The organism is Hymenobacter endophyticus, from assembly GCF_032464715.1.
Classification (GTDB): domain Bacteria; phylum Bacteroidota; class Bacteroidia; order Cytophagales; family Hymenobacteraceae; genus Hymenobacter; species Hymenobacter endophyticus.
In genome coordinates, this window is the sequence record NZ_JAWDJT010000002.1 from 498,593 (window position 1) to 523,469 (window position 24,877).

A 24,877-nucleotide genomic window follows, 5' to 3' on the forward strand; every position below is an offset into this window, starting at 1 on the left:
TAAATATTTTCAATAATTTGGCCTTTACGTTCCCTTTTTCCACAACCCACACACACCTGCAGTACCCTTTCTTTCACCTCCATTTCCACCATCCACAACCACACACAGCGTATGAAAAAAACTTTGTACTCCCTGGCCCTCGCGGGCCTGAGCCTGGGGGCCTCGCTCTCGGCGGAAGCCCAGACCCGCCAGTGCTCCACCATGGAAAACCTGGCGCAGCAGCTGGCCGCCGATCCGGCAATGGCTCAGCGTCTGGCCTCCATTGAAAACCAGACCAATTCCTTTATTGCCAACCCCGTAGCCCAGCGCACCACGGCGGTAGTAACCATTCCGGTGGTGGTGCACGTGCTGTACAACACCACGGCCCAGAACGTGTCAGATGCCCAGATTCAGTCGCAGATTGCGGTGCTGAACGAGGACTTCAACAAGCTGAACGCCGACGTAAGCAAGACGCCCTCGGCCTTCGCCGGGCTGGTGGCCAACGTGGGCATTCAGTTCGTGCTGGCCAAACAGACCCCTACGGGCGCGGCTACCACGGGCATTGAGCGCAAATCCACGACCCGTACCAGCTGGGGCACCGATGACGCCATGAAGAAGGTAAGCACCGGCGGCCTCGACGCCTGGAACTCGGCCAAATACCTGAACCTGTGGGTGTGCAACCTCTCGGGCGGTGTGCTGGGTTACGCCCAGTTCCCCGGCGGCGCGGCCGCTACCGATGGCGTGGTTATCCTCAGCTCGGGCTTCGGCCGGGGCGGCTCGGCTTCGGCTCCCTTCAATCTGGGCCGCACCGCTACCCACGAGGTGGGCCACTGGCTGAACCTGCGCCACATCTGGGGTGATGCCAGCTGCGGCAACGACCTGGTGAGCGACACGCCCACCCAGCAAACCAGCAATGGCGGCTGCCCTTCCTTCCCGAAAGTGACCTGCTCCAACGGCCCGAATGGTGACATGTTCATGAACTACATGGACTACACCGACGATGCCTGCATGTATATGTTCTCCAACGGGCAGTCCTCGCGAATGAACGCCCTGTTTGCCACCGGCGGCGCCCGCGTGGGCCTCACTACCTCTACCGGCGGCACTGCTCCCGGCGGCACTACCCCTACGCCCACCACGCCTACCTACTGCGCCAGCAAAGGCACCAGCGCCGCCTACGAGTGGGTTGACTTTGTGCAGCTCGGTTCCATCAGCCGCACCTCGGGGGCCAATGCCGGCTACTACGACGGTACGGCCCTGGGCACCACGGTAACGGCCGGTACGTCCCAGACCATCAGCTACTCCGCGGGCTATGCTTCTACGGCCTACACCGAGTACTGGAAAATCTACATCGACTACAACCAGGATGGCGACTTCGCTGATACGGGTGAGCTGGTAGCCAGCCGCAGCAGCGCTTCGGCCAGCACCCTCACCAGCACCTTCACGGTACCGGCCACGGCCAAGAGCGGCAAAACCCGCCTGCGCGTGGTGATGAGCGACGCCTCGGCTACTACCAGCTGCAACAGCTACAGCTACGGCGAAACCGAAGATTACAGCATCACCATTTCGGGCGGCACGGCTCGTCAGGGTCTGGCCACGGCCGAATCGGCCGGGTACCGCATCTACCCCAACCCCGCCACCGACGTGCTGAACATTGAAGTACCCGCCGCCATCAACCACGAGTCGGTTGCGGTAACGGTATACGACGTACGCGGCGCCCAAATGAAGCAGGTACACTTTGATGGCAACCTGCTGAATGTGGGTAGCCTGGCCAAAGGCGTATACACCCTGCGCATTGCCGATGGGCAGCAGGTGACGCACCAGCGCTTCATCAAGGAATAACCCTCGGGTACTTTTCCTGCACTACCCGAAAAGCCCCTTTTCCTGTCCGGAGAAGGGGCTTTTTTTAGCCGGTTATGGTTGAGCTTACCAAGTGCTTGGTTGCCGGGGTAAGCTGATTTTCGCTCCGGTAAAACCTTTTCCCCAGGCCTTAGTAAAGAGGCCTGCCTACCGTTTTGCTTCTCTGCCTATGAAAACCCTGTATCTGATGCGCCACGCGAAATCCAGCTGGAGCTTTGACGAGTTGAGCGACAAGCAGCGCCCCCTCAACGACCGGGGCCGCGACGATGCTCCCCTAATGGGCGAGGCATTGGCCAAGCGCAGCATCCGTCTGGATTTACTGGTGAGCTCCCCGGCCGTGCGGGCCATGAGTACAGCCGCTTTGGTAGCTCATGAGTTGGAATATCCCGCCGATAAGATAGAGGTGATAGAGGCCATTTATGAAGCTACCGTGCCCGATTTGCTGACTGTGGTACGAGAGTTGCCGGATGAGGCCGAATCGGTGCTGCTGGTGGGGCACAACAATACGCTCACGGAGTTTGCCAACCTGCTTTCCCCCAGCAGCATCCCTGATATGCCCACGGCCGCCATTGTGTGCCTGAAGTTCGGTACCGACCAATGGGCCCGGGTAGACCGTGCCAACGCGGAATACTACTTCTTCGACAAACCCAAAAACCAATAGTCAGTTGCCGGTTGTGAGTTGCCGGTTGCCAGGTCTAAATGCTGCTAACTAGCAACTCACAACCGGCAACTCATAACTGGCAACTCACAACCGACAACCGGCAACTGAATCATATGTCCGAAACCAAACAGGCGCAGCCCCGGCTGCTGAACCGCGAGCTAAGCTGGCTGACGTTTAACCGCCGCGTGTTGCAGGAGGCCCAGAACCCGGAGGTGCCGCTGCTGGAGCGGATCAAGTTTCTGGCCATTTTCAGCAGCAACCTGGATGAGTATTTCAAGGTGCGGGTGGCTACGCTGCGTCGCCTGGTAAAGCTCAAGAAGAAAACCCGGGCCAAGCTAGGCGAAGACCCCGCCGAGCAGCTCCACGACCTGTTGCAGGAAGTGGGCCGGCAGCAGCAGGAGTTTGGCGACACCTTTCGCAACCAGATACTGCCCGGCCTGCGCCAGGAGCACATCCACCTGATTTCGGAGCACGACCTCACGCAGGAGCAGCACCAGTGGGTGCAGCAGTATTTCCGCAGCAACGTGCAGGATTTGCTCTCCCCCATCATTCTGGATGAGAACCTGCACCATCTGTTTCTGCGCGACCAGAGCGTGTACCTCACCTTCCTGCTCAGCCAGCCCGAGAACCGCAAAAAGCACGACGCTGAGCGGATAGTGGCTATGGAGCTACCCACCAAGCGCCACGGCAGCCGCTTCGTGCGCCTGCCCGACGTGGAGGGGGAGCACTACGTAATGTTCCTGGACGACGTAATCCGGTGCTGCGCCCAGGAGCTGTTTCCGAAGTACCAGAAGGTGCAGGTGCACGCCATCAAACTCTCCCGCGACGCTGAGCTGGATATTCAGGAGGAAGTGTCGGGCAACCTGCTGGCCAAAATCAAGAGCAGCCTGCAGAAGCGCGAAACCGGCTTCCCGGCCCGTTTGCTCTACGACCCCGCCATGCCCAAGGAGGTGCTGCGGGCCATCATGCAAAAAACCGGCATTGGCAAGGAGGAGCTGGTGGAGGGCAGCCGCTACCACAACTTCCGCGACTTTTTTGGCTTCCCCGATTTTGGGCTGGCCCGCTTGCAGTACGCACCCATGGTACCCCTGCCCCAGCCCACGCTGCCCCGCACCGGCCCCATGCTGCCCGCCATTGCCCAGCGCGACCACCTGCTGCACCCGCCCTACCAGTCCTTCGACTACGTAACCCGCCTGCTCACCGAAGCGGCCAAAGACCCGCAGGTAAGCGGCATCAGCATGACCTTGTACCGGGTAGCTGGTAAGAGCGAAGTGGCCAAAGCCCTGCTGAAAGCCGTGAAGAACGGCAAGCAGGTAACGGTGGTAGTAGAGCTGAAAGCCCGCTTCGACGAGGAAAGCAACATGTTCTGGGCCGAGAAGCTGCAAAAGGCCGGGGCCAACGTCATCTTCGGGATTCCCGAGCTGAAAGTGCACAGCAAGCTGCTGCTCATTACCCGCGCCGAGGAAGGCCACAACCAGCTGTACGCCTACCTGAGCACCGGCAACTTCAACGAGAAAACCAGCGAGATTTACGCCGACCACGGCCTGTTCACCGCCAACCCCGACATCACGCGGGAAGTGGCCGAGGTGTTCCGCTACTTCCACGACCGCCAGGACAAGGCCGGCCTGTTCCAGCACCTGCTGGTGGCCCCTTTTGAGCTGCGCGAAAAGCTGAACGCCCTCATCGATGGGGAAATGGAGCGGGCCCGGCGGGGCGAGGATGCCTACATCATTCTCAAGCTGAACGCCTTGCAGGATGAGCGCATGATTCTGAAACTGTACGAGGCCAGTGAGGCCGGCGTGCGGGTGGAGCTGCTCATCCGGGGCATTTCCTGCCTGATTCCGGAGCTGGCCGGCCAAAGCAGCAACATCACCCAGCGCGGCATGGTCGACCGGTTTTTGGAGCATGCCCGGGTGTACGTGTTCGGCAACGGGGGCGAGGAGAAGGTGTACGTGGCCTCCTCCGACTGGATGGCCCGCAACCTGGACCGCCGCGTGGAGGTGGCCTTCCCCATTCTGCAGCCCGATTTGAAGGCCGAAGTGCGCCACCTGCTGGACCTCCAGCGCCAGGATAACGTGAAGGCCCGCGACTGGCAGAACAACTTTCTGGGCCAGGAGGAAGCCGCCGAACAAGGCCGCGTCCGTTCCCAGTTCGATACCTACGCCTACCTTAAAAGCCTGAACAAGAAGCCCGCCGCCCGCCCCCGCAAACCGGCCGCCCCCAAAGGCTAACCAGGTTTCATACTACCTCCTACCACGCCGGTCCGGCGGCTGCAAGCCGTCGGGCCGGTTGTCGTTTGGGCCACCGGTAGCCGCGCGGCTGTTAGCAAAGGCGCGGGGGCAGCAGCCTTCGGCCTGATGGGCTCCACCCGCCGCACCGGCACCGGCAGGGCGCAGCGGCTACTCCGGGCGGCGGGGCGTGGCGCGCGGTTGGGTGGAGTGCAGCGTAATCACCACCGAATCGGGGGAGGATATGGGGTACTGCACGGTGAGGTGGCGGGGGTAGCTGACCACCAGCACCTGCGGCCCGGTCGGCCCCCTGAACCGGAACACGCCCTCGGAGTTGGTAGTGGTGACCACGGCTGTGCCTTTCACCAGCACGGAGGCTCCGGCCAGCGGTGCCGCCATCGGGTTTTGCACCCGTCCGGAGTACAGAACGCTTGGCTCCGGGGTCTGGGCCTGGGCCGAAGCTGCCAGTAGCAACCCCGCAATCAGCCAGCTATACTGCTTGCTTGCCACGGGTAGCTAGGCCTGCGGCTTGGCGGCGCGGGAGGCGCGGGTACGGCGCACCTTTTCCGGCTTGGCGGGTTCGGGTACCACGGCTTCGGCGGGGGCCAGCTTGCGCAGCTTGGTTACCTTTTCGGCCAGCTGCCCGGCCGTTTTACTGATGGCTCTGGTGAGGGGCTCTTCCCGCTCCTGCTCCGGCGAGTCGTAGAGGTGGGCATCCAGCAGGCTGGCCAGCTGCTCCGTGAGGAGCTGACGGGCCGCCTTGGCGGGTACTGCGGGGCGCTGCTTTTCCTGCTTGGCCCGCTGCCGCAGAATCTGGTCGGCGAGGTGCTGTACGGTGTTGCTGATGCCCTTGGGCAGCTTGCCCCCCTGGGGCAGCTGCGGAGCCAGGGCAGTGGTGAGTTCATCCAGCAGGAGTTTCTTGGCAGCTTTCATGCAGTACAGGGCGGGCAGCCGGAAATGGAGGTACCCGGCCGCAAAAGTACAGGGCCGCCGGCCCAGGCCCGGGTTATCAAATCATGATGAAATCGTTACGGCCACCCGTTTCGCGCCAACTGCCCCGGCCCGGCAGACTACGGGTGTTCCGGTTCGGCGGGCGGTAGCCCGGCGGGCCGGTTGTGGTGCGAGCCGGGCGGGTGTCAGCTGACGTCAACCGGCCCGACGGGCTCCGCCCGCCGGACCGGGCCGTTCGTTGGGCCGCTCACCGGGCCGCTCACCGGGCCGGCTTCCAGCCGCCAGACCGGGCAGCACTGCCACGGTGGCGGGCTACCGTGCGAACTATCCGCCGCTGTTACCCGTTATTGCTCCTTGTTTTGTATATTCAAGGCAATACGGCATGATTCTTTCGAATACGGCCGATTCACCTCCTTCTGCTTTTCCTCATGTATTATACGCTGAACCCCGCTGCTGCCTCCTCGGTCCTGGCCCCTGCCACCCACGAGCTCAAAATCTGGCCCACCTGTTTTGCGGCCGTGGAGGCCGGTACCAAGCCCTTCGATGTGCGCCTCAACGACCGGAACTTTCAGGTGGGGGATGCCCTGCTGCTGCGCGAATATGAGCCCGAAAGTGAGCAGCACACCGGCCGCACCCTGGAGCGCTGGGTAAGCTACCTGCTGCCCGGCGGCACTTTCGGCATTGAGCCGGGCTGGTGCGTGCTGGGCTTTGCCGAGCATCCGCCGTTGCCCGCCGGTGTGCACGATACCCGTCTCTGGTAATCCGGTAACGCTTCCTTTCCATACCTCGCCCCTGCCTACCTAGGTCGGGGCTTTTTTGCGCCCGGTAACGGGCCTGGAAGCCGGACCATTGCACGGCCCGGTCCGGCGGGCGCCAGCCCGTCAGGCCGGTTGTTGTGAGCTGACACCTGCACCAGGGCGCACGACACTCACCCGGCGCGCACGGCCCGGACGACAACCGGCCCGACGGGCTGGCGCCCGCCGGACCGGAGCAAACCGCCCGCCACACGGCACCTACCGCCCCGAACGACTATCTTCCGCCTCCCAATCCCTATTTTATGCCGCTTTCCTTATCCGAAGTAAAAGACCGCGCCATTCGCTTTGCCCAGGAGTGGCAGGGCGAAACCCGGGAGCACGCCGAAGCCAAAGCCTTCTGGGGTGATTTTTTCAACGTATTCGGCGTGAACCGCCGCCGCGTAGCCACCTTCGAGGAGCCCGTGAAGAAGCTCTCGGGCCATCAGGGCTTTATTGATCTGCTCTGGAAAGGCACCCTGCTGGTGGAGCACAAAAGCCGGGGCAAAGACCTCGACAAAGCCGTGCAGCAGGCCAAAGACTACTTCCCCGGCCTCAAAGACCACGAGCTGCCCAAGTACATTCTGGTGTCCGACTTCGCCCGCTTCCGGCTGTATGACCTCGACGAGGGCACCAGCTTCGATTTCGGGCTGGAGGAGCTGCACCAGCACCTGCATTTGTTTTCGTTTCTGACGGGCTACCAGAAGCGCCAGTACCAGGCCGAGGACCCCGCCAACATCAAGGCGGCCGAGCTGATGGGCGAGCTGCACGATGCCCTGCTGCGCGGCGGCTACCACGGCCACAAGCTGGAAGTGCTGCTGGTGCGCATCCTGTTCTGTCTGTTTGCCGAGGATACGGCCATCTTCGAGAAGGACGCCTTCCGCGAGTTCCTGGAGGCCCACACCCGCCCCGATGGCTCCGACGTGGGCGCCCAGCTGGCCCAGTTCTTTTCCATCCTCGACCAGCCGCCCCAGGAGCGCCAGCGCCAGCTGCCCGCCCACTTGCAGCAGCTGCCCTACGTGAATGGCTCCCTGTTCACGGAGTTCTTCCCGTTTCCGGCCTTCGATGCGGGCCTGCGCGAGCAGCTCATTCGCTGCACGTACTTCGACTGGTCGCGGATTTCGCCGGCCATTTTCGGGTCGTTGTTTCAGAGCGTGACGGACCCGGTGAAGCGGCGCAACCTGGGGGCGCACTACACCTCCGAGGCCAACATTCTGAAGGTGATTCAGGGGCTGTTTCTGGATGAGCTGCGCCAGGAGCTGGCCCAGGCCGGCCAGAACCGCCCCCGCCTCGATGCCCTGCACCGCCGCCTGGAGCAGCTCCGCTTCCTCGACCCCAGCTGCGGCTGCGGCAACTTTCTGGTGGTGACCTACCGGGAGCTGCGCCTGCTGGAGCAGGAAATTCTGGAGCGCCTGTTCCAGGACCGCCGCGCCACCGGCCAGACCGTGGATTTGGCCCTCTACGCCCGCGTGCAGGTAGACCAGGCCTACGGCATTGAGGTGGAGGAATTTCCGGCCCGCATTGCCGAGGTGGCCATGTGGCTCATGGACCACCAACTCAACCTGCGCCTCTCCGAAGCCTTCGGCAACCTCTACCTGCGCCTGCCCCTCACCCGCACCGCCCGCATCGTGCACGGCAACGCCCTCACCACCGACTGGGAAACCGTGGCCCCCAAACACCAGCTCAGCTACATCCTCGGCAACCCGCCGTTTGTGGGGGCTATGCTGATGGATGAACAACAGCGTCAAGAGTTGCTAAACGTAGCGGGTCCATTGAAAAGCGCGGGTGTACTTGATTATGTGGCTGCGTGGTACCTCAAAGCCGCGCAATACGTGCAAGGCACCACTATTCGGGTGGCACTGGTAAGCACCAACAGCATTACACAGGGTGAGCAAGTGAGCATCTTATGGAATGAGATGTTGAACCGTTATAAGATGCACGTGCAGTTTGCACACCGCACCTTCAAGTGGAGCAACGAAGCGCGCGGCAACGCCAATGTGTTCTGCGTGATTGTGGGTTATGGGGAAGAAGCATTACCAACGCGCCGTCTGTTCGATTATGCCACCCCCAAAAGTGAACCGCAGGAGTTGAAGGTCAAAAATATTAACCCCTATTTGGTTGACGGGCCTGAACTGTTAGTGACTAATAGAACCCAGCCGCTTTCAAACGTGCCTCCCATGCGCTTCGGAAGTATGCCGCGTGATGGGGGCAATCTAATTTTGACGGAAGAAGAGAAAGATGAATTTCTTCTAACAGAGCCTAACGCTGCTAAGTGGATAAGACCGTATACGGGCGCTCAAGAGTTCATTAATGGCTACACGCGCTACTGCTTGTGGCTAGAGAGAATTGGTCCAAGTGAATTGAAATCATTGCCACAGATTGTAAAAAGGGTTGAAGCTACACGGGTATTTCGTGCAGCAAGCAAAGCTAGTTCTACACAGAAGTTTGCTTCTACCCCTACCCTCTTCTGCCAAATAGCTCAACCCAACACCCAGTATCTACTGATACCTAGAGTATCTTCTGAAAGGCGTTTGTACGTTCCCATTGGTTTTCTCTCCCCTGAAACCATAGCTAACGACCAAGTGCTAACCATTGCAGATGCTACACCTTTCTTGTTTGGGGTTCTGACTTCTGCTATGCACATGGCTTGGATGCGGCAAATATGTGGGCGCTTGAAGAGTGACTACCGGTATTCAAAGGATATCGTCTACAACAACTTCCCCTTCCCGGCCTCGCCCAGCGCGAAGCAGGTGGCGGCGGTGGAAGCGGCGGCGCAGCAGGTGCTGGCGGCCCGGGCCCAGTTCCCCGAGGAAAGCCTGGCCACCCTCTACGACCCGCTCACCATGCCCCCCGCCCTGGTGCGCGCCCACCAGCAGCTCGACAGGGCCGTGGACCTGTGCTACCGCCCCGCCGCCTTCCCCACCGAACTCAGCCGCCTGGAGTTCCTCTTCGAGCAGTACCGCCAGCTGCAAGCGCCCCTGCTGCCCCCGCCCCCCACCCCCAAACGCCCCCGCAAGTCCGCCGCCTAGCCCCCCCCCACCAGTTCCCCACGCCGGCTACCCAGTAGGCCAAAAAGACGAACGAGTTCGGGTCGGACCCGAACTCGTTCGTCGTGGCGGGCAACCCGTTCACGCCGCCGGCCAACCAGTAGGCCACCTTGGCCAACCAGAAAGCCAAAAAGACGAACGAGTTCGGGTCCGACCCGAACTCGTTCGTCTTTTGCGGGAACCAGAAAGCCGGCACGGCCTACTGATTGGCAACGTCCGCCTGAACGGCCCGGTCCGGCGGGCGGAGCCCGTCGGGCCGGTTGAAGTAAGCTGACACCCGAACGACAACGTACCACCCGCCGCCTGACGAGAACCGGCCCGACGGGCTCCGCCCGCCGGACCGGGCCGTTCCGGTAGCCTATTAGTTAGCCGCGTCGGCCTGGACGGCCCGGTCCGGCGGCTGCAAGCCGTCGGGCCGGTTGACGTAAGCTGACACCCGAACGACAACGTACCACCCGCCGCCTGACGAGAACCGGCCCGACGGGCTCCGCCCGCCGGACCGGGCCGTTCCGGTAGCCTATTGGTTGGCGGTAGCGCCGCCGGGGCCGCCGGCAGCCGGTCGGCTGGTAGGGCCGCTATACCATCAGCAGGCGACAACCGGCCCAACGGCTGAAAAAGCCGCCGGACCGGGCATGCCGGTTGCTAGTGTTTCGGCTGGGGGGTATCTTACTTACATGACTATTCAGCCGGAGCACCTATACCATATCTACAACCGGGGCAACAATCAGCAGCGCATTTTTTTTACCCCGGAGCACTATCTGTTTTTCCTGCGTAAGATTCGCACGCATGTGGTGCCGCATGCCCAGATACTGGCGTACTGCCTGATGCCAAACCACTTTCACTTTCTGGTACTGTCCTCGCCCAGTCCGCAGGAGCAGCATCCGTTGCTGCCCGCGTTTGGTACCGTGCTGGGCTCGTATGCCCAGGCCATCAACCAGCAGCGGCAGCGTACCGGCTCCTTGTTCCAGGCAAAAACCAAAGCCCGGCTACTTTCCTTCGATGAGGCCGACTACCCGCGCACCTGCTTTCATTACCTGCACCAGAATCCTGTCCGGGCCGGCCTGGTCCGCAGCCTGGAGGAGTGGCCGTACAGCTCCTACCGCGACTATGCGGGTTACCGCAACGGTAGCCTCTGCCAACAGGCAACTGCCCGGCTCTACCTGGACCTCCCACCCACTCAGTCAGCGTTCCGGGCTGAGGCCATCGGCATGATACCCGCGCAGTATATCCACCGCTAGCCCGGTGCCGCCGGTCCGAGCCGATAAACGCTCCGGTCCGGCGGCGGGAAGCCGTCGGGCCGGTTGAAGTAAGCTCACACCCGAACGACGACGTACCACCGCCGCCTGATGAGAACCGGCCCGACGGGCTCCGCCCGCCGGACCGGGCCGGCCAAGTCCATTATTGCCTGCTGATGATGCAATGGTGCTGGCTGCCCGGCTATGCAAACGGCTCCAAACGACAACCGGCCCGACGGCTTGCCGCCGCCGCACCGGGACGTTTTATCGGGCAAGCAGGCCCACATAGCGCCGAAGCTGTTTCGAAAGTATTGGAACGTCATGCTGAGCTTGCCGAAGCATCTCGCGTGCTGATGTCGGGATTGTCGTTGTAACGTTGGCGTGCAAGATGCTGCGCTGCGCGCTGCATGACGTTCCGGGTGGTAGTACGAAGCGTTACTGTCCGCACAGGCTAGCTCAACGGGCCAGGGCTCTACCTGTACGGGTGGCCGTTTGGTGCATTGTTACAGAAGCTCAGCAGGAAGAATGTAGTAGCTTTGTGTATGTCGTTTACCTCCCTGATTCCTGAAGATGATGCCCAGCGCCTGCAAGCGTTGGCGCCGTACCAAGTGCTGGGTAGTGTGCCGGATGCCGTGTTCGATGAGCTGGTTCGCCTCACCGCCAAGCTGTTCAGCGTGCCCATTGCCTTAGTCTCGCTGGTGGAGCAGGACACCGTGTGGTTTAAGGCCAACTTTGGACTGGCAGGTGCCGAGCGGGTAGCCCGCGACGAGAGTTTTTGCTCGGTAGCTATTCTGCAACGAGACGTGACCATCTACGAGGATTTGCAGAAGAAACCCTGCGAGCTGGTCAGCCCCACAGTGGCCGATGCCTTGCAGCTGCGCTTCTACGCCGGTACGCCCCTGCGCACCACCGAGGGCGTGCCCGTAGGGGCTCTGTGCGTAATTGACCGGAACCCGCGCCAGCTCTCCGCCCAGGAGCAGGGCCGCCTCCAGAAGCTGGCCGACGTGGTGATGCAGCTGCTGGATTTGCGCCTGCTGCTGAAGACCAAGCAGCCCGTGAATGCCAGCGCCATCTGGCTGCAGCTCTACCAGCACCTCGACCAGTCGCTCACCCGCCTGGATACCTTATCGGAGCTGTTGCAATGGGAAACCGATGCCGCCTCCGAATCGGCCGTGGAGTACCAGCAGTCCATAGCGGAAGAGGCCGATTTTGTGGCCGACACGCTGAGCCGGCAGATTGACATGGCCTTGCGAAGAGTAACCCGGCTGCCTTAAGCTGCTAAGCCGCTCCGTACAAACCAAAAGCCCCCGCTGCTGCACGCAACGGGGGCTTTTTGGTGTATGGCGGCTGGGCAAGCGTACACGCGCTTACTTGTTCACCGTTTTCTTCAGGAATTTGCGTGGGGGCACAATGAACAGCTCCACGGAGGCGTAGGGGGCCCCGGCCAGCTTGGAGTCGATGATTTTAGTCCGGTCGTTATTGGTGCGGTCGAAGGCATCGAAGGCGTAGTTGTAGCGGTAGCCGCCTTCCAGCCCAAACCAGAGGAAGTCATAGATTTCCCGCTCCCAGCGTCCCCGGAATTTCACTTCGGTTTCGCGCAGCTCCAGAGTACGCAGCGCAATATTGTCGGCGCGGCGCAGGGGCTGCCGCAGCTTGATGATGTAGTTGAAGCCATCCACGGAGTAGCCGGCAAAGAACAACGACTTGGGCGAGGCGTTGTAGCGGGCCGTTACCCGGGCCGGGAAGATGGCCTCCACGCCCCACCGGTCGTTGAAGGTGCGGTTATAGAGCACGGCCGGGTAAATACTCTGCCGCCCGAAGGTGTAGCCCAGTTGCAGGCCCACGCCCCAGGAAAAGGTGGGGCTGCGCTTCCAGCCGTACAGGAACTCGGAGGATACCCGCAGGTAGTCGGCCACGTTCACGCCCTGGGAGGTATAGTCGCCGCTCAGCTCCCCTTTCAGGCGGAAGATGTACCAGTTCACGGCATTTACCGGCCGGATGATGGCCAGCTGCGCGCCCAGGGTTTTGAGGCCCTTATCTTCAATGTTGTCGTACAGCTCATACCCCGTCGGGTACTGGCGGAATTTGAACTCCTCCCGCTCGTAATTGATACCGAGCAGCATTTTGAGGTGGGGCCGGTTCCAGAACGGGATGTAGCCCTTAATCACCAGTCGGGCGTTCTTCTCAGCCTGCGACTTATAATCCTGCAAGCCCACGGCCTGCCCGTCGGAAGCCACGTTGAATCGGGGCATGCGCTCGTAGTGGAAAATCAGGCCCTTGCTGGGCCCCATGCCAATTACCGAGGGCGTGGCAAACTCCTGGTCGCGACCCACCTGGTCGGCGGCGGTGGTATCGGAGGCGGGCGGAGCCGGCGGCGGGTACACGGGCGGCGTGGAGGGCGTTACCTGCGCCTGCGCCGCCCCAGCCGCCAGCACGCACACGGCAGCAGCAAGCGGACGAACAACACGCCCAATGAGCGTCGAAAATGGGGGCATACGGAAGGATGAGAGGAGAGCGGGAGAAGAATGAGCTATTAGTTGTCAGTTGCTGGTTGTCAGTTGTCAACAGTAAGCAGAACTGACAACTAGCAACTGACAACTGATAACCAGCAACTGACAACTAAAACAGAAAGTCGAAGCCGACGAACACCAGGTTTTCTTCGCCTACGGAATAGGTGGCGTTGATGACGGCCTGCTTGAGTACATCTACCCACACACCCCCGCCCACGGCGGTGTGAAAGGCCTTCAGGCCGGTTTGGGTGTCGCGGGAGGTGTACACCCGGGCGGCGTCGGCCAGGCCCAGGATGCCGAACTTGCCGGGCACCACGTAGGCATTGAAGCTGAAGAGCTGAATACGCACCTCGGCGTTACCGTACACCGAGCTGCGGCCGGCGTAGCGGGTGCGGCGGTAGCCGCGCAGGTTAGTGGTGCCGCCCAGCGTGTTAGCCTGGTAGAAGCGGTAGTCGCCGAGGTTGCGGTTGGCCCCGATGCGGCCGGCCCAGGTAAGCTGGAAGGGGAAGTTCGGGGAGACGTAAGCCCGGAACTCCGTAGCCAGACGGGCATAATCCAGCTTCTCGCCGTTGAGCTGGTGGTTGTACTCCACGGAGTTGTACCAGCGCAGGCCAATCCGGGGGTTTTTGGGCGAGCTGGCCGCATCCAGGTTCAAATAGGCTTTACCACCCACGTAGCGGTTCAACCCAAAGTCAGAAGCCCGGATACCCGCGGCGGCGGTACCTTCTTTGCCGTTGCCAGCGGCGTCCAGGTTGTCGCCCCCAATTTCACTGCCAATCTGCGCCCGGTCAATCCGGAATTGGTCGTACTGCGGCCCGATACCAAACTTCAGGAAGCTGAAAATGTCCTTTTCCAGCATGGGAGCCACGTACAGCCGCGAAAAGCGGACACGGTAAGTGTCGTTGATGTCCCGGTTGCGGGCCCGCTCATCCCCATCAGCCAGTATGTTTCTGGTGTCGTTGCCGAGGCCGAAGAAGTTGTAGAGCAGCTGGGGGCCATAGAGCTGGGCCGTGAGGCGCAAATCCGTCTTGCCGAACACATCCACGAAGTGGCCCAGGTAGCGCACGTTATAGGCACTCTGGGAAGGCGAATAGTTGGCAGCCAGGCTCTGCTCGGTGGCATACGGGGCCTTGCGGAAGCCGTAGGTGCGGTACACCGCGCCCCCACCCAGGAACAGGCGGTCATCAATGTTGTACCCGAAGTAGGCCGTGGGGCCGAAATAGTTGAGCGTGTAGTCCTTGCGGTCGGTGCGGTTATGCACGTCGTAGCGGCTCACGTCAATACCGGGCTCCAGGCGCAGGCGGGTGTCCTTGCCGGGCACAATCACGTTGCCCGAGTCGGCATCATATATGTGCAGGCGGTGGCGGAACCCGGCCACGTTGGAGTTATCCACGATAGAGTCCCGGTCGAGGCCCCCAATGATGCGTACCAGCGGGCCGCTCTTCACGTCGCCTTTCACCTCGTACAGGTCCCGGCCCTCAAAGCCGTAGAGACGCAGCTCCTTGGTCACCTTGTTATCAAAGGTGCGGTCAAAGAGCATTTTGGTCAGTTCGCCTTCCTTGTTGATTTTCTGCACCGTTACGTGCGTCTTATCACCTTCGAGGCGCTCCACCACAAACTTCTCGCGCTTTTTGGAGCCTTTTACCTCCGTTACCTTGCTAAGCACCTCGTAGTAGTCGGCGGCAACCTGGGGCAGCAGCTCCCGGCGGCTTTTCAGCTTGGCAATGATTTCGGGGCCGTGCAGGGCGTAAATCTGCTGAGGCCACCGCTCTCTGAAGGCCTTCTCAATTACCTCGTCGGTGAGGCCGGCTTTCATTTCCTCGGCCTGCTTCACCCACTGCTCCTTAGTTACGGAAGCCAGGTACACCCGGTCGTTGCTGAGGGCGGTCAGGTTCAGGCCCTTCCAGTCGGCGTAGTCCTTGCCAAAGTTCTGGAAGTTGCGGATAGCCCACTTGCGCGAGGCCAGGTAGGGAAATAGCCCGTCGCCCTTGAAGAAGGCAATGTCCCGGTCCTCGGGCACGGCCGTGAATTTCCGGTCCCCGTCCTTGTCCTTTTTCTCGGCCCAGCGCCACTGGTCCTCGTGCCGGTCCCAGTCGCCAATCCACATATCGAAGAGGCGGGAGCGGGCAAAGGCTTTTTCGTTGACGCGGTTATCGTTGTCGTCGGTGATGCGCTCAAACACCTTGTCGGTGCCCACCAGGTTTTTGGCGTTGCCCAGGCTTTCCACGTTGCTCTGGTCGTCCTTGGCATCTTCCTCAATGGCGCCCGGCGTATTGCCAAACCGCTCCAGGTACTGGCCCAGCAGGGGGTCTTGGGGGATGTAGCGCAGCTCGGGGTTGGTGTGCAGAATACCGGCCGCATCGGCCAGGGGCGGAATTACGATGGAGTTGAACGGGTGCTGGGCCGAAATCTGGTCCTGGAGAATATCGGCCGCCGCGCCGGTGCGCAGGGCTTCGGGCAGCACCGCCGAGGGGTCCTTGTTGAGGCTGCGGATGGTGAAGTTGCGGCCTTCCTCATTGCGTACCTTCAGGGAGGCCGTTTGCTTGCCGCCGCCAATTTTGTAGGGCGTGAGGCCCCCTTTCTCGGTGGCCAGGTCCAGCACCGGGAATTTCACCGGCGTGGCCCACTCCTTGCGGTAGTGCTCCCCAAACAGAAACTTATGGAACCGGCCCCGGTCGTCGTAGCCTGGGTTTACGGCCACCGTCACGGTAGAGTCGCGGAAATTGGGGCGGGGGCCCACAATTTTGGTGGGACCTTCCGCCACTACTTCCTGCTGGGCATACATGGGCGTGCGGAACACCAAGCGGCCGGTCTGGCCGGTACCTTCCGGCACGTAAAATTCCGTCCACACCTCCCCATTGTCGTAGTAATTCACGCGGGCGAAACCCTTCTCCTTGTCCGAGAACAGCGCATCACCACCCGAGCCGGGCTTCACGTGCTGGGTTTTGCAGCCCGAGCCGCTCACGATATGGTTGAGGTTGCCTTCCTTGAAATACTGCAGGTTGTGCTCGTGGCCGGCGGCGTACACCACGTTGGGGTACTTCTGAAAAATATCCATCAGCCCCTTCTTGTACGCCTGGTACAAGGGGTGCGGAATATCCTGGCTTATGCCGCCGTACTTGCGGGCAAAGGGGTAGATAGAGCCAATAATGGGCAGGGGCACAAAGGCGTATTTGTACACAATGCTGAGCGGGAAGAAATGGTCGCCCAGGGTGAAATAGCCGCCGTGAATACCATCGGAAAACAGCGGGTGGTGGGCCACCACCATAATGTTCTTGCCCGCGTTGCGCTGAATAATGTCCTCCACCTGCGTGAAGAAGTCGGTTTCGTTGGCTACGCCGCAGCCGCTGTTGGCCCCGTAGGGCCGCTCCCCGGAGGTTTGCAGAAACCACTGGGAGTTGATGGCAATGAGTACCAGATTGTCCTGCAAGCGGATTTCCAGCGGTCCGGGGCAGGCGTCGCGCGGAATGAAAAAGTCGCCGGTGTAAGGGAAGGCCGCTGAGTCGCTCTGCAGGTAGTTTTCTACGAAGAACTGCTCCCGATTCACCTGGTCCACGGCCCCGCGCTGGCCCTGTTTCCAGTCGTGGTTGCCCGGAATCATATACTTCTCACCCTGATAGTCGCGAAGCACCTTGAGCTGGTCTATCATACGCCGCTCCGACTCCTTGCGGTCGGCGGCTTTGGCCTCGGGCATGCCGTACTCGTAAATATTGTCGCCGAGGTAAACGGTGGTGCTTTTGCTGCCGGCGGCCAGTATTTGCTTGCGCAGGTAGTTCAGGGAGGGTTCCCCACCTTCCGCCTCAGCAATGGGCTTACCCACGTCCCCGATCAGGAAGACGGTGTAGCGGATGCGGGTGCTGTCCGGGGGCGTTTTCGATTCCCAGTTCAGGCCGGCTTTGCGGTAGTTGGGGCGGGTTGGGTGGGCGGTTTGGGTTTTCTGCTGCGCCAGGGCCGCAGGCGCGGCCGCTCCGTACAGAGCCAGCAGCAGGCAACAGGACAGGAAATGTCTGCTCATATAAGAAGAGAGGGAAGTAGCACGAAGGCAATGCCGCCGGCCGGTGCCAGCGCGGGAAGCGTGATAGTCAGAAATACGGCAAACCGCTCGGTTGCGGTTGTTTCCAGCAGCCATACTTGGCCGTGCGGTGCGGTACGCAAATTACTGGGCTACGGTTGGGCCAACCAAGAATTGGCACCAGACGCTCGTTTTACCGCGCCGCCCCAGGCTAGGTACGGCACCTGGAACGGGCATTGGGCGTTATACCTTATACTTACTCCACCCATCTTTTTCACCTCAACAACCTGGCGCGCCGAAACGCGTTGTAAGCCGCACAGCCTGTTGTTGCTTTTCCCCGTTGTTTTTTCGCCCCAATGGAGCCTATTCTTACTCAAAAGCCGGCCAAGGCCGAAATCATACAAAACGCCAAAGCCTACGTGCAGGCTTTGCTGGAGGAAAAACTGCCCGCCCAACTGGTGTACCACTCGCCCAAGCACACGGCCACGGTGGTAAAAGAAGCCCGCGCCCTGGGGGAAGCCGCCAAACTCAGCGAGGCCGACCTGGAAGCCCTGGTGCTGGCCGCCTGGTTTCACGATGTGGGCTACCTGGATACCTACGATGGGCACGAGTTCCGGAGCGCGGAGCTGGCCGGCGAGTGGCTGAGCCAGCAGGGCTACCCCGCTGAGCGCACCGCCTTGGTGCAGCAGCTCATTAAGGCCACGCACCGCGACTCAGACCGAAAAACCGAGTTGGAACAGTTGCTGGTGGATGCCGACATGAGCAACATGGGCCGCGACGACTTTTTTTCCAACGGGGAGCTGCTGCGAGCTGAGTGGGAGGCCACCCAAGGCAAGGCCTATTCCAACTCCGACTGGGCCGAAAACCAGCTGGCCTTCCTGCTGGGCGGCAAGTACTACACCAAAGTGGCCCGGGAACGGTACGAGGAGCAGCTCAAGGAAAATATCAAGGAGCAGCGCAAGCAGCTGAAGAAGGCGGAAAAGAAGAAAAAGAAGAAGGACGAAGAAGCCAACGGCACCTTCGCCGAGCCCAAGCGCGGCATCGAAACCATGTTCCGGACGATGTACAGCAACCACATGAAACTCTCGGACATGGCTGATAAAAAGGCCAACATGATGATTTCATTGAACGCGGTGCTCATGTCGCTCATCATTACCTACTTTGGGGCGAAGCTGGGCAGTAAAACGGCCGCCCTGAGCAACGTGGGCATCATCCGGAACCCGGTTATTTCGGTACCGATGGGCATTTTGCTGGCTACGGCTCTGGGCTCAGTCATTACCGCCATTCTCTGCGCCCAGCCCGATGTTACCAGCTTTAAATGGCTGAAGAAAAGCCCGGAAATTGCCACCAACCGCCGCGTAAACCTGCTGTTCTTTGGCAATTTCAGCAAGCTCAGCCTCGACAACTTCCAGCAGGGCATGACGGAAATCATGGGCCAGAAGGATGCCTTGTATACCAACATGGTAACGGACATTTACTACCTCGGCGACGTGCTGACCAAGAAGTACCGGCTGCTGCGCCTGAGCTACACCATTTTCATGGTAGGCCTCATTCTTACGGCCCTGTCCTTCGGCATTGCCCTGCTGTATAAGGCGTAAGTCTAGGGTAAGAGGGTGTGCGGGAATAGGAAAGATGTCATCCTGAGCGCAGCGAAGGACCTTATCACGTAACAACGGTTTCGTTCAGACGTGGCAAGGTCCTTCGCTGCGCTCAGGATGACATCTTTCCTATTCCCGCACACCCTCTTACCCGCACACCCTCTTACCCGCACACCCTCCTACCCGCACACCCTCTTACCCTCCTACCCGCACACCTTCCTACCCCCTCTCCCCTACCAGCCTGGCCAACTGTTGCACTGAGCCTCCCAGGAAGCGGTGCAGGCGGCGCAGCTGCCCAAAGCGAATGAGCCGGTGGGTGCTGGCTACGTGACCATAGCGCAGCTCCAGCGTGAGCAGGCAGCTATCCAGGTCCACGGCTTCGAGGCAGTAGAACAGCAGGGCGTTGGGAAAGAGGCGGAAGTGGGAAATCTTTTCCACGTAGGTAATGCGGCCGTCTTCGTCCTCCAGGCACTGCACCGTCTGAAAATCAATCTGCCCGCTGAATACGTCGGCTTTGTAGCTGGTGCCCAGGCGGCCGGCCTTGCTCACATCATAGTGCACTGCGGTAGCGCCCTGCATCCAGCGGGGGCGCAGCCGAAAGTTGCTGATAACGCGCAGCGCGTACGGAGCCGGCACGGGCAGTACGCGCCGGACTTTGAGGGCGCAGCCGGGCCGGGCCTCCTGCTCGGCGGCGCTGGAGGCGGCCAGCAGCAGCCGCAGCGGCGAGAGGTGGGCGTAGTGGTAGGGCGTTTCGCCGATGTGCTCGTAGTAGGTGGCCCCGGGCAGCAGGCGCGTCCAGGAGAAGGCCCGGGCCAGTTCGGGAGCAGGCTGGGTGCTGGTGTAGCCCTCCGAGAGCAGAATGTACTCGGCCCCGGCCACGTTGTTTTTCAGCAGGCGGTGCACCACTATCACGTCGCGGCCCATGAGCTTGGTGTGCTCCCGTATACGGGCCACACTCACGCGGCCGTAGTGCACCACTATTTTGAGTGTCAGGGCTAGCTCATGCAAAGAGGCCGCCAGGGCCGAGCCCGTATCCCGCTCCACCAAGCGCAGGTAGTTTTGAAAATCAAGGTAAATCCGGCGGCACTGGCGCACCAGCTCCTCGGCCGTAGGCGGCGGCCCCAGGCGGTAAAACAGCACCGCGTCACCCTGAATTTCGTTGACCTCCAGATCCAGAATATTGGCTTCGATGAGAATTTCCAACAAATCAGCCACCAGAAACGGGGCCTGGGGGTTGCCCGACTCCTCAATGAAGCGCGTAAAGCCGCTGATGTCGGGAATGAGGAGCAGGGCTGGTTGCTGCCCATCGGCGGCAGAGCCCGAGGCCGAACCGGCCGCCCGGCGCTGGTTCCGCAATTCATCCAAAACACCCATATACCCGAAAAAGCGAAATCAATAATGGCCGCACGAAGATACCCGGCCGCCGCCCGGCTTCCTATACGCCGCACCAGAGCCGGCCGGTTTGGGCAGCCGCTGCTTTCAGCGTAGCTTTGTGGCCAGAGTAGCCGGCTGCGTAGTTCAACGGATAGAATGAGGGTTTCCTAAACTTTAGATGTGGGTTCGATTCCCGCCGCGGCCACAAAAAGCCCGTTTCCTTGCTAGAAACGGGCTTTATTTATGCCGATATGAATTTCCTGAGTAGGCGGAGCGCCGGGAGCGGACGGGCTGTGGCAGCCGTGGCAGACGGGTGCTTGTAGACACGGGGCTTTGCGCTGAATACCTACTCAATGAGTCCCTGCGTCATGGCGTAGCGGATGAGGGCCGCCGTGTTTTTGGCCTGGGTTTTCTCGATGATGTTCTGGCGGTGGGTTTCAATGGTGCGCTTGCTGGTGAACAGCTGATCGGCAATTTCCTGGTTGGTGAAGCCCTCGGCAATCAGCCGCAGTACCTCCAGCTCCCGGCCCGACAGTTCCACGGCAGTGTCCGGACGCTTGCTAACGGGCAGAGTACCGAGGGTGGTTTCGGCGGGGCGCTGCACCACCCGGCGCAGCAGGTTCAGGCCGATTTCAGTGCACAGAAACTCCCGGCCGGCGGCTACCGTGCGAATGGCGTAGGTTATTTCGTTGATGTCGGCGTTTTTCAGCACGTACCCCAGGGCCCCGGCCTCCATCATCCGATGTACGTAGTTTTCGTGGTCGAGCATGGAAAGCGCCAAGACCCGTACCTGCGGAAACTGCTCCCGTAGCGCGGGCATGGCCGCAAAGCCATCCAGCACGGGCATATTTACATCCATCAGCACCACATCGGTGGGCGTATAGGCCAGCAGCTCCAGCATGGCCTGGCCATTGGTGGCTTCACCCACTACCTCCATATCGGGCTCCCGGGCCAGCAATGCCCGAATTCCATCACGCAGAATGGCATGGTCATCGGTCAGCAAAATTCTAATCATAAGGCTATGACGCAAGCAGCTACTGCCTGGCGCTGTTTGCGCCGCGGGCCTTACTGCCTGCCAACAATAGTACGTAACAGCGCAGCTTCAGGCCAATGGGTTTCCCGCAAAAGCACGCTAGATAATTACGTAAATCTCCCGGATAATTACTTATTTATAAATCAGTAGTTCACGCAGTTACCCTGCGCAGCTTGCTACGTATACTAGCCTGCTACCCTGGTTCTGCTCCGCCCGCAATTCCCCTTTGCCTAGGCATTTCCGCTCGTTCTTTAGCCGTCTAATTCCCATGGAAGTCTATCGTGAAATCCTGCCCAACAGCTACCTGCTGATTTTGACCAACGGACAGGCTCCCGCTGCCGAGGCCCAGCTTTCTTACGCTCTGCGCCTGGCCAGCCGAAGCGGGAAGCCCAGCATCTGGGTTGATTGCAGCCAACTGCCGGCCCTCTCGTTCGGGGCGTTGCGAGTACTGGCCCGCTACTACCGGCGGCTGCGGCGCCGACAGGTACAGCTCGTGCTCTGTCACCTCGGTGACGCTGCCCACCAGCTGGTGGCCAAGCTGCCTACCGCCCTGTGCCCGCCGGTAGTCCCCTCCTTGCTGGATGCGGAACGCTACTGCCAGCACACTCACCCGCTGGCGCAGCGGCCAATTGCTATGGCCTCATAGCAGGCCCGCCAGCCCGTTGATGGTAAGCGCTACCACGGCCGTGTTGAACCCGAACGAAAGCAGCCCGTGCACCAGCGCCAACCGCCGGATAACCCGGTCGGATATGCCCACGTCGGCGGTTTGGGCCGTCATTCCAATTACGAAGGAGAAGTAGGCAAAATCCAGGTAATCGGGCTCGGATTCATTACCAGGAAACTCCAGCCCACCTTCTGGCCGGCCATTATCAGTGGTATAGTACAAGTGGGCGTAGCGCAGCGTGAACAAGGTGTGCACCAGCAGCCAAGCCAGCAGTACCCCCGCCCCCCCCACGGCCACATGCGCCGCCAGCAAGGGTGCAGGCCTGGTGTGCATAGAAGAGAGTAGCAGTACCACCGCCAGCAGACTGGCCACCGCTGCCGTGAGCACAAACCCGAATGACAGTACCCGGCCGGGGTCTTCGCGGGTGGCAATGCGGCGGATATGGCCTGCCTGAGCCGTAAGAATTATAGCCCAGGCAATGAGCAGCGTGGTGCCGGCAAACCCGCTCCAGGCCGTAAGCAGCCCCAGCATAGGTGGCCAAGTAGCCGGCGCCACCCCGTACAACAGCCCCGCCGGCAGCAGCCCGGCGGAAAGGCGTAACCACGCGGGCAGTAGCGCCAACCGCTGGAAAAATGGAAGCTGACGAGCAGACACAGAAACGCAGTGAGGCCGACGGATTGAAATATTCTGCGTAAGCTACGGCATCTCAACCGTTGCTTACATGAATTCAGCTCCGCTTTCCGGCCTGTACGCGCCTTCCCTCAGCCTCCTCACCGACCTCTACCAGGTTACCATGGCCTACGGCTACTGGCAGCAGGGCTTGCAGGATCGGGAGGCCGTATTTCACCTGTATTTCCGCCGGGCCCCGTTTCAGGGTGGCTACGCCGTGGCGGCAGGTCTGGCATACGCCGTCGATTACTTGCAGAACCTGCGCTTCTCGGAGGATGACTTGGCTTACCTGGGCAGCCTGAAAAGCAGCAAGGGCGCGGCCATGTTCCCGGTGGAGTTTCTGCAGTATCTGCGGGAAATGGAATTTACCTGCGACGTGGATGCTATTGCGGAAGGTACCGTAGTGTTCGGCAACGAGCCGCTGATTCGGGTGCAGGGGCCGCTGCTCCAGGCCCAGTTGGTGGAAACGGCCCTGCTTACGCTGGTAAACTTTCAAACCCTGATTGCCACCAAAGCGTCCCGCATTCGGGAGGCCGCCGGCGCTGATACCGTGCTGGAGTTTGGGTTGCGCCGCGCCCAGGGCCCCGACGGTGGGCTGGGAGCCAGCCGCGCCGCCTACCTGGGCGGGGTAGATGCTACCAGCAATGTGCTGGCCGGCCAGCGGTTTGGTATTCCGGTGAAAGGTACCCACGCCCACAGTTGGGTGATGGCCTTCGAGGATGAGCCCGAAGCCTTTACTGCCTACGCCAAGGCCTTCCCCGACGACTCGGTGTTTCTGGTAGATACCTACGATACGCTGGAAGGCGTGGGCCATGCCATTAAAGTAGCCCGCCAGATGCGCGCCAACGGCCACGAGCTAGGCGGCATCCGTCTGGATTCCGGCGACCTGGCCTATCTCAGCCGCGAGGCCCGGGCCCTGCTGAATGAGGCGGGGTTTGAGAATGTACGCATTGTGGCCAGCAACGACCTGGAGGAAAACCTCATCACCAGCCTCAAGCAGCAGGGCGCCCGCATCGACACCTGGGGCATCGGCACCCAACTGGTAACGGCCTACGACCAACCGGCCCTCGGCGGTGTGTACAAACTGGCCGCTCTGCGCAAATCCGATGATTCTGGCTGGGACTTTACCATCAAGCTCTCCGAGCAGCTGGCCAAAACCAGCATCCCCGGCATTTTGCAGGTGCGCCGCTACGAAACCGACAAAGGCCAGCCCCGCGCCGACATGCTCTATAACGTAGCCGAGCCCCTGCCCGACACCCTGACCCTCGTAGACCCGCTGGATGCCACCCGCCGCCGCGCCGTGCGCGCCGATGCCCCCTTCCGGGAACTACTAGAGCCCATTTTCCGCCGGGGCAACCTGGTTCACGAGCTGCCCACCCTCCAGGAAAGCCGGGCCCGCGCCCACCGCGAAGTACTCAGCCTCGACCCCAGCATCCGCCGCTTCCTCAACCCCCACACCTACCCCGTGGGCCTGGAAGAGTCGCTCAACACCTTTCGTACCCAGCTTATTCTGGAAAAGCGTCCGGTGCGGCCCGCATAGTTTAAGCAACACAACAAAAGCCCCGGCTACTGATGCAGCCGGGGCTTTTGCTATATCTCCCTTGCCCAGTCGGTAGAATCCAGCTCATTCCGCAGTTGCTTGATTTTTTCTTCCAAGCTGCGCTTCTCCTGCAGATATCGTTTCACTTCCAGCACACCGGCACTTCGTTGCTCCAGTAATGCTTCCAACTGCCGACGTATCCGCCGTACCTCTGTTGCCTTTTGGCGCAAAGCGAAATCGGCTTTTTTCAACAATCTGACTTCCTCAGATTCCGTGAAAGCTGTATCCGGCGTCACGTCGAAATTGGAAGCACCTCGTTCCTCCGGGGTAATCTGCTGGCCAACTTGCAGCGTTGGCGGGCGCCGAATGATCTGCCGAAAGCCCTCTGCTGTAATTCGTATATCTCCCTGGTGGGTTTCAATACACCATACGGTAGCACCGATTGCAGAAGTCTGCCGGCTAATGTGTTCTATTTCCAGTTCTTGATTCGGCCGAAAATCAATAGCCCAAGCAACGTGCACTGCCTCAGGAAATATCAGCGTTGCTGGTGCTACCCAGAAGGAGAAGTAATCATCTTCATCTGACTGAACCCACTGAAAAATATAGTCAATATCGAAACTGATTTCCTGCCCAAACTGCACGGCGTAAATGCGGGCGTCATGCCAACCCATCTGCTCAAAGTCAGCTTCGGTCCAAACCCATTTTTCCAGTTGATAAGACGCTGACAT

At 60.8% G+C, this 24,877-nt stretch carries 19 protein-coding genes and 1 tRNA gene; 12 read left to right on the top strand and 8 right to left on the bottom strand.

All coding sequences use genetic code 11. From position 1 onward, the window contains the following. The first annotated feature begins 111 nt into the window (after positions 1 to 111). The 3 genes from ROI90_RS04515 to ppk1 all read left to right on the top strand — a co-directional run bounded on the left by ROI90_RS04515 (position 112) and on the right by ppk1 (position 4,728). Complete coding sequence (locus ROI90_RS04515) at positions 112 to 1,818, top strand: GEVED domain-containing protein (protein ID WP_315997140.1); 1,707 nt, start codon at positions 112 to 114, stop codon at positions 1,816 to 1,818. Between the two features lie 187 nt (positions 1,819 to 2,005). Then, complete coding sequence (locus ROI90_RS04520; RefSeq protein WP_315997141.1) at positions 2,006 to 2,497, top strand: SixA phosphatase family protein; 492 nt, start codon at positions 2,006 to 2,008, stop codon at positions 2,495 to 2,497. A 113-nt stretch (positions 2,498 to 2,610) separates the two neighbouring features. Continuing rightward, on the top strand, positions 2,611 to 4,728 hold the full coding sequence (ppk1, locus tag ROI90_RS04525) for a polyphosphate kinase 1 (RefSeq protein ID WP_315997142.1): 2,118 nt from the start codon (positions 2,611 to 2,613) through the stop codon (positions 4,726 to 4,728). 168 nt (positions 4,729 to 4,896) lie between these two features. Here ppk1 and ROI90_RS04530 read toward each other — a convergent pair whose 3' ends face one another. Together ROI90_RS04530 and ROI90_RS04535 are read right to left on the bottom strand one after the other, a co-directional pair. After that, complete coding sequence (locus ROI90_RS04530) at positions 4,897 to 5,235, bottom strand: carboxypeptidase regulatory-like domain-containing protein (RefSeq protein ID WP_315997143.1); 339 nt, start codon at positions 5,233 to 5,235, stop codon at positions 4,897 to 4,899. 6 nt (positions 5,236 to 5,241) lie between these two features. Further along, positions 5,242 to 5,658, bottom strand: a complete 417-nt coding sequence (locus tag ROI90_RS04535; RefSeq protein ID WP_315997144.1) for a hypothetical protein — start codon at positions 5,656 to 5,658, stop codon at positions 5,242 to 5,244. Positions 5,659 to 6,104: 446 nt separating this feature from the next. On the opposite strand from ROI90_RS04535, the gene ROI90_RS04540 reads away from it, so the two are divergent. The 5 genes from ROI90_RS04540 (at position 6,105) to ROI90_RS04560 (ending at position 12,023) form a co-directional block, all read left to right on the top strand. Next, positions 6,105 to 6,437 carry an ASCH/PUA domain-containing protein gene (locus ROI90_RS04540; RefSeq protein ID WP_315997145.1) on the top strand — a complete coding sequence of 111 codons (333 nt, stop codon included), beginning with the start codon at positions 6,105 to 6,107 and terminating at the stop codon, positions 6,435 to 6,437. A gap of 296 nt (positions 6,438 to 6,733) precedes the next feature. Continuing rightward, positions 6,734 to 9,496 (top strand): class I SAM-dependent DNA methyltransferase, encoded by a 2,763-nt coding sequence (locus tag ROI90_RS04545; RefSeq protein WP_315997146.1) that lies wholly within the window; start codon positions 6,734 to 6,736, stop codon positions 9,494 to 9,496. Between the two features lie 692 nt (positions 9,497 to 10,188). Beyond that, positions 10,189 to 10,752 carry a transposase gene (locus tag ROI90_RS04550; protein ID WP_315997147.1) on the top strand — a complete coding sequence of 188 codons (564 nt, stop codon included), beginning with the start codon at positions 10,189 to 10,191 and terminating at the stop codon, positions 10,750 to 10,752. Between the two features lie 173 nt (positions 10,753 to 10,925). Next, on the top strand, positions 10,926 to 11,123 hold the full coding sequence (locus ROI90_RS04555; protein WP_315997148.1) for a hypothetical protein: 198 nt from the start codon (positions 10,926 to 10,928) through the stop codon (positions 11,121 to 11,123). A 168-nt stretch (positions 11,124 to 11,291) separates the two neighbouring features. After that, positions 11,292 to 12,023, top strand: a complete 732-nt coding sequence (locus ROI90_RS04560; protein WP_315997149.1) for a GAF domain-containing protein — start codon at positions 11,292 to 11,294, stop codon at positions 12,021 to 12,023. Between the two features lie 93 nt (positions 12,024 to 12,116). On the opposite strand, the gene ROI90_RS04565 is transcribed toward ROI90_RS04560, so the two are convergent. Then, positions 12,117 to 13,244, bottom strand: coding sequence for a DUF6268 family outer membrane beta-barrel protein (locus tag ROI90_RS04565; RefSeq protein ID WP_315997150.1), 1,128 nt, complete (start codon positions 13,242 to 13,244; stop codon positions 12,117 to 12,119). Between the two features lie 124 nt (positions 13,245 to 13,368). After that, complete coding sequence (locus ROI90_RS04570) at positions 13,369 to 17,274, bottom strand: metallophosphoesterase (protein ID WP_315997151.1); 3,906 nt, start codon at positions 17,272 to 17,274, stop codon at positions 13,369 to 13,371. A 353-nt stretch (positions 17,275 to 17,627) separates the two neighbouring features. Here ROI90_RS04570 and ROI90_RS04575 point away from each other — a divergent pair, with 353 nt between their 5' ends. Next, positions 17,628 to 18,869 (top strand): Pycsar system effector family protein, encoded by a 1,242-nt coding sequence (locus ROI90_RS04575; protein ID WP_315997152.1) that lies wholly within the window; start codon positions 17,628 to 17,630, stop codon positions 18,867 to 18,869. A gap of 219 nt (positions 18,870 to 19,088) precedes the next feature. Here ROI90_RS04575 and ROI90_RS04580 read toward each other — a convergent pair whose 3' ends face one another. Beyond that, on the bottom strand, positions 19,089 to 20,243 hold the full coding sequence (locus ROI90_RS04580) for a DUF2652 domain-containing protein (RefSeq protein WP_315997153.1): 1,155 nt from the start codon (positions 20,241 to 20,243) through the stop codon (positions 19,089 to 19,091). A gap of 133 nt (positions 20,244 to 20,376) precedes the next feature. Here ROI90_RS04580 and ROI90_RS04585 point away from each other — a divergent pair. After that, positions 20,377 to 20,448: transfer RNA gene (locus ROI90_RS04585), tRNA-Arg, on the top strand. 141 nt (positions 20,449 to 20,589) lie between these two features. On the opposite strand, the gene ROI90_RS04590 is transcribed toward ROI90_RS04585, so the two are convergent. Next, on the bottom strand, positions 20,590 to 21,258 hold the full coding sequence (locus tag ROI90_RS04590) for a response regulator transcription factor (RefSeq protein ID WP_315997154.1): 669 nt from the start codon (positions 21,256 to 21,258) through the stop codon (positions 20,590 to 20,592). Between the two features lie 286 nt (positions 21,259 to 21,544). Between ROI90_RS04590 and ROI90_RS04595 the strand changes: the two genes are divergently transcribed. After that, positions 21,545 to 21,922 (top strand): STAS domain-containing protein, encoded by a 378-nt coding sequence (locus ROI90_RS04595; protein ID WP_315997155.1) that lies wholly within the window; start codon positions 21,545 to 21,547, stop codon positions 21,920 to 21,922. On the opposite strand, the gene ROI90_RS04600 is transcribed toward ROI90_RS04595, so the two are convergent. Next, positions 21,917 to 22,594: a DUF1345 domain-containing protein gene (locus tag ROI90_RS04600; RefSeq protein ID WP_315997156.1), complete on the bottom strand. Its 678-nt coding sequence runs from the start codon at positions 22,592 to 22,594 to the stop codon at positions 21,917 to 21,919. The genes ROI90_RS04595 and ROI90_RS04600 overlap by 6 nt on opposite strands. A 67-nt stretch (positions 22,595 to 22,661) precedes the next feature. On the opposite strand from ROI90_RS04600, the gene ROI90_RS04605 reads away from it, so the two are divergent. After that, positions 22,662 to 24,149, top strand: a complete 1,488-nt coding sequence (locus tag ROI90_RS04605) for a nicotinate phosphoribosyltransferase (RefSeq protein ID WP_315997157.1) — start codon at positions 22,662 to 22,664, stop codon at positions 24,147 to 24,149. Between the two features lie 50 nt (positions 24,150 to 24,199). Here ROI90_RS04605 and ROI90_RS04610 read toward each other — a convergent pair whose 3' ends face one another. After that, the gene (locus ROI90_RS04610; RefSeq protein ID WP_315997158.1) at positions 24,200 to 24,877 is read right to left on the bottom strand and encodes a hypothetical protein; all 678 of its coding nucleotides are present in this window, start codon (positions 24,875 to 24,877) and stop codon (positions 24,200 to 24,202) included.

Excerpts from the sequence above, each read along its gene's own strand:
- ROI90_RS04610 (WP_315997158.1), bottom strand. The coding sequence starts at position 24,877 with ATGTCAGCGTCTTATCAACTGGAAAAATGGGTTTGGACCGAAGCTGAC.
- ROI90_RS04535 (WP_315997144.1), bottom strand. The coding sequence starts at position 5,658 with ATGAAAGCTGCCAAGAAACTCCTGCTGGATGAACTCACCACTGCCCTG.
- ROI90_RS04590 (WP_315997154.1), bottom strand. The coding sequence starts at position 21,258 with ATGATTAGAATTTTGCTGACCGATGACCATGCCATTCTGCGTGATGGA.
- ROI90_RS04545 (WP_315997146.1), top strand. The coding sequence starts at position 6,734 with ATGCCGCTTTCCTTATCCGAAGTAAAAGACCGCGCCATTCGCTTTGCC.
- ROI90_RS04570 (WP_315997151.1), bottom strand. The coding sequence starts at position 17,274 with ATGAGCAGACATTTCCTGTCCTGTTGCCTGCTGCTGGCTCTGTACGGA.
- ROI90_RS04555 (WP_315997148.1), top strand. The coding sequence starts at position 10,926 with ATGATGCAATGGTGCTGGCTGCCCGGCTATGCAAACGGCTCCAAACGA.
- ROI90_RS04565 (WP_315997150.1), bottom strand. The coding sequence starts at position 13,244 with ATGCCCCCATTTTCGACGCTCATTGGGCGTGTTGTTCGTCCGCTTGCT.
- ROI90_RS04575 (WP_315997152.1), top strand. The coding sequence starts at position 17,628 with ATGGAGCCTATTCTTACTCAAAAGCCGGCCAAGGCCGAAATCATACAA.
- ROI90_RS04595 (WP_315997155.1), top strand. The coding sequence starts at position 21,545 with ATGGAAGTCTATCGTGAAATCCTGCCCAACAGCTACCTGCTGATTTTG.
- ROI90_RS04560 (WP_315997149.1), top strand. The coding sequence starts at position 11,292 with ATGTCGTTTACCTCCCTGATTCCTGAAGATGATGCCCAGCGCCTGCAA.
- ROI90_RS04605 (WP_315997157.1), top strand. The coding sequence starts at position 22,662 with ATGAATTCAGCTCCGCTTTCCGGCCTGTACGCGCCTTCCCTCAGCCTC.
- ROI90_RS04550 (WP_315997147.1), top strand. The coding sequence starts at position 10,189 with ATGACTATTCAGCCGGAGCACCTATACCATATCTACAACCGGGGCAAC.
- ROI90_RS04580 (WP_315997153.1), bottom strand. The coding sequence starts at position 20,243 with ATGGGTGTTTTGGATGAATTGCGGAACCAGCGCCGGGCGGCCGGTTCG.
- ROI90_RS04520 (WP_315997141.1), top strand. The coding sequence starts at position 2,006 with ATGAAAACCCTGTATCTGATGCGCCACGCGAAATCCAGCTGGAGCTTT.
- ROI90_RS04515 (WP_315997140.1), top strand. The coding sequence starts at position 112 with ATGAAAAAAACTTTGTACTCCCTGGCCCTCGCGGGCCTGAGCCTGGGG.
- ppk1 (WP_315997142.1), top strand. The coding sequence starts at position 2,611 with ATGTCCGAAACCAAACAGGCGCAGCCCCGGCTGCTGAACCGCGAGCTA.
- ROI90_RS04540 (WP_315997145.1), top strand. The coding sequence starts at position 6,105 with ATGTATTATACGCTGAACCCCGCTGCTGCCTCCTCGGTCCTGGCCCCT.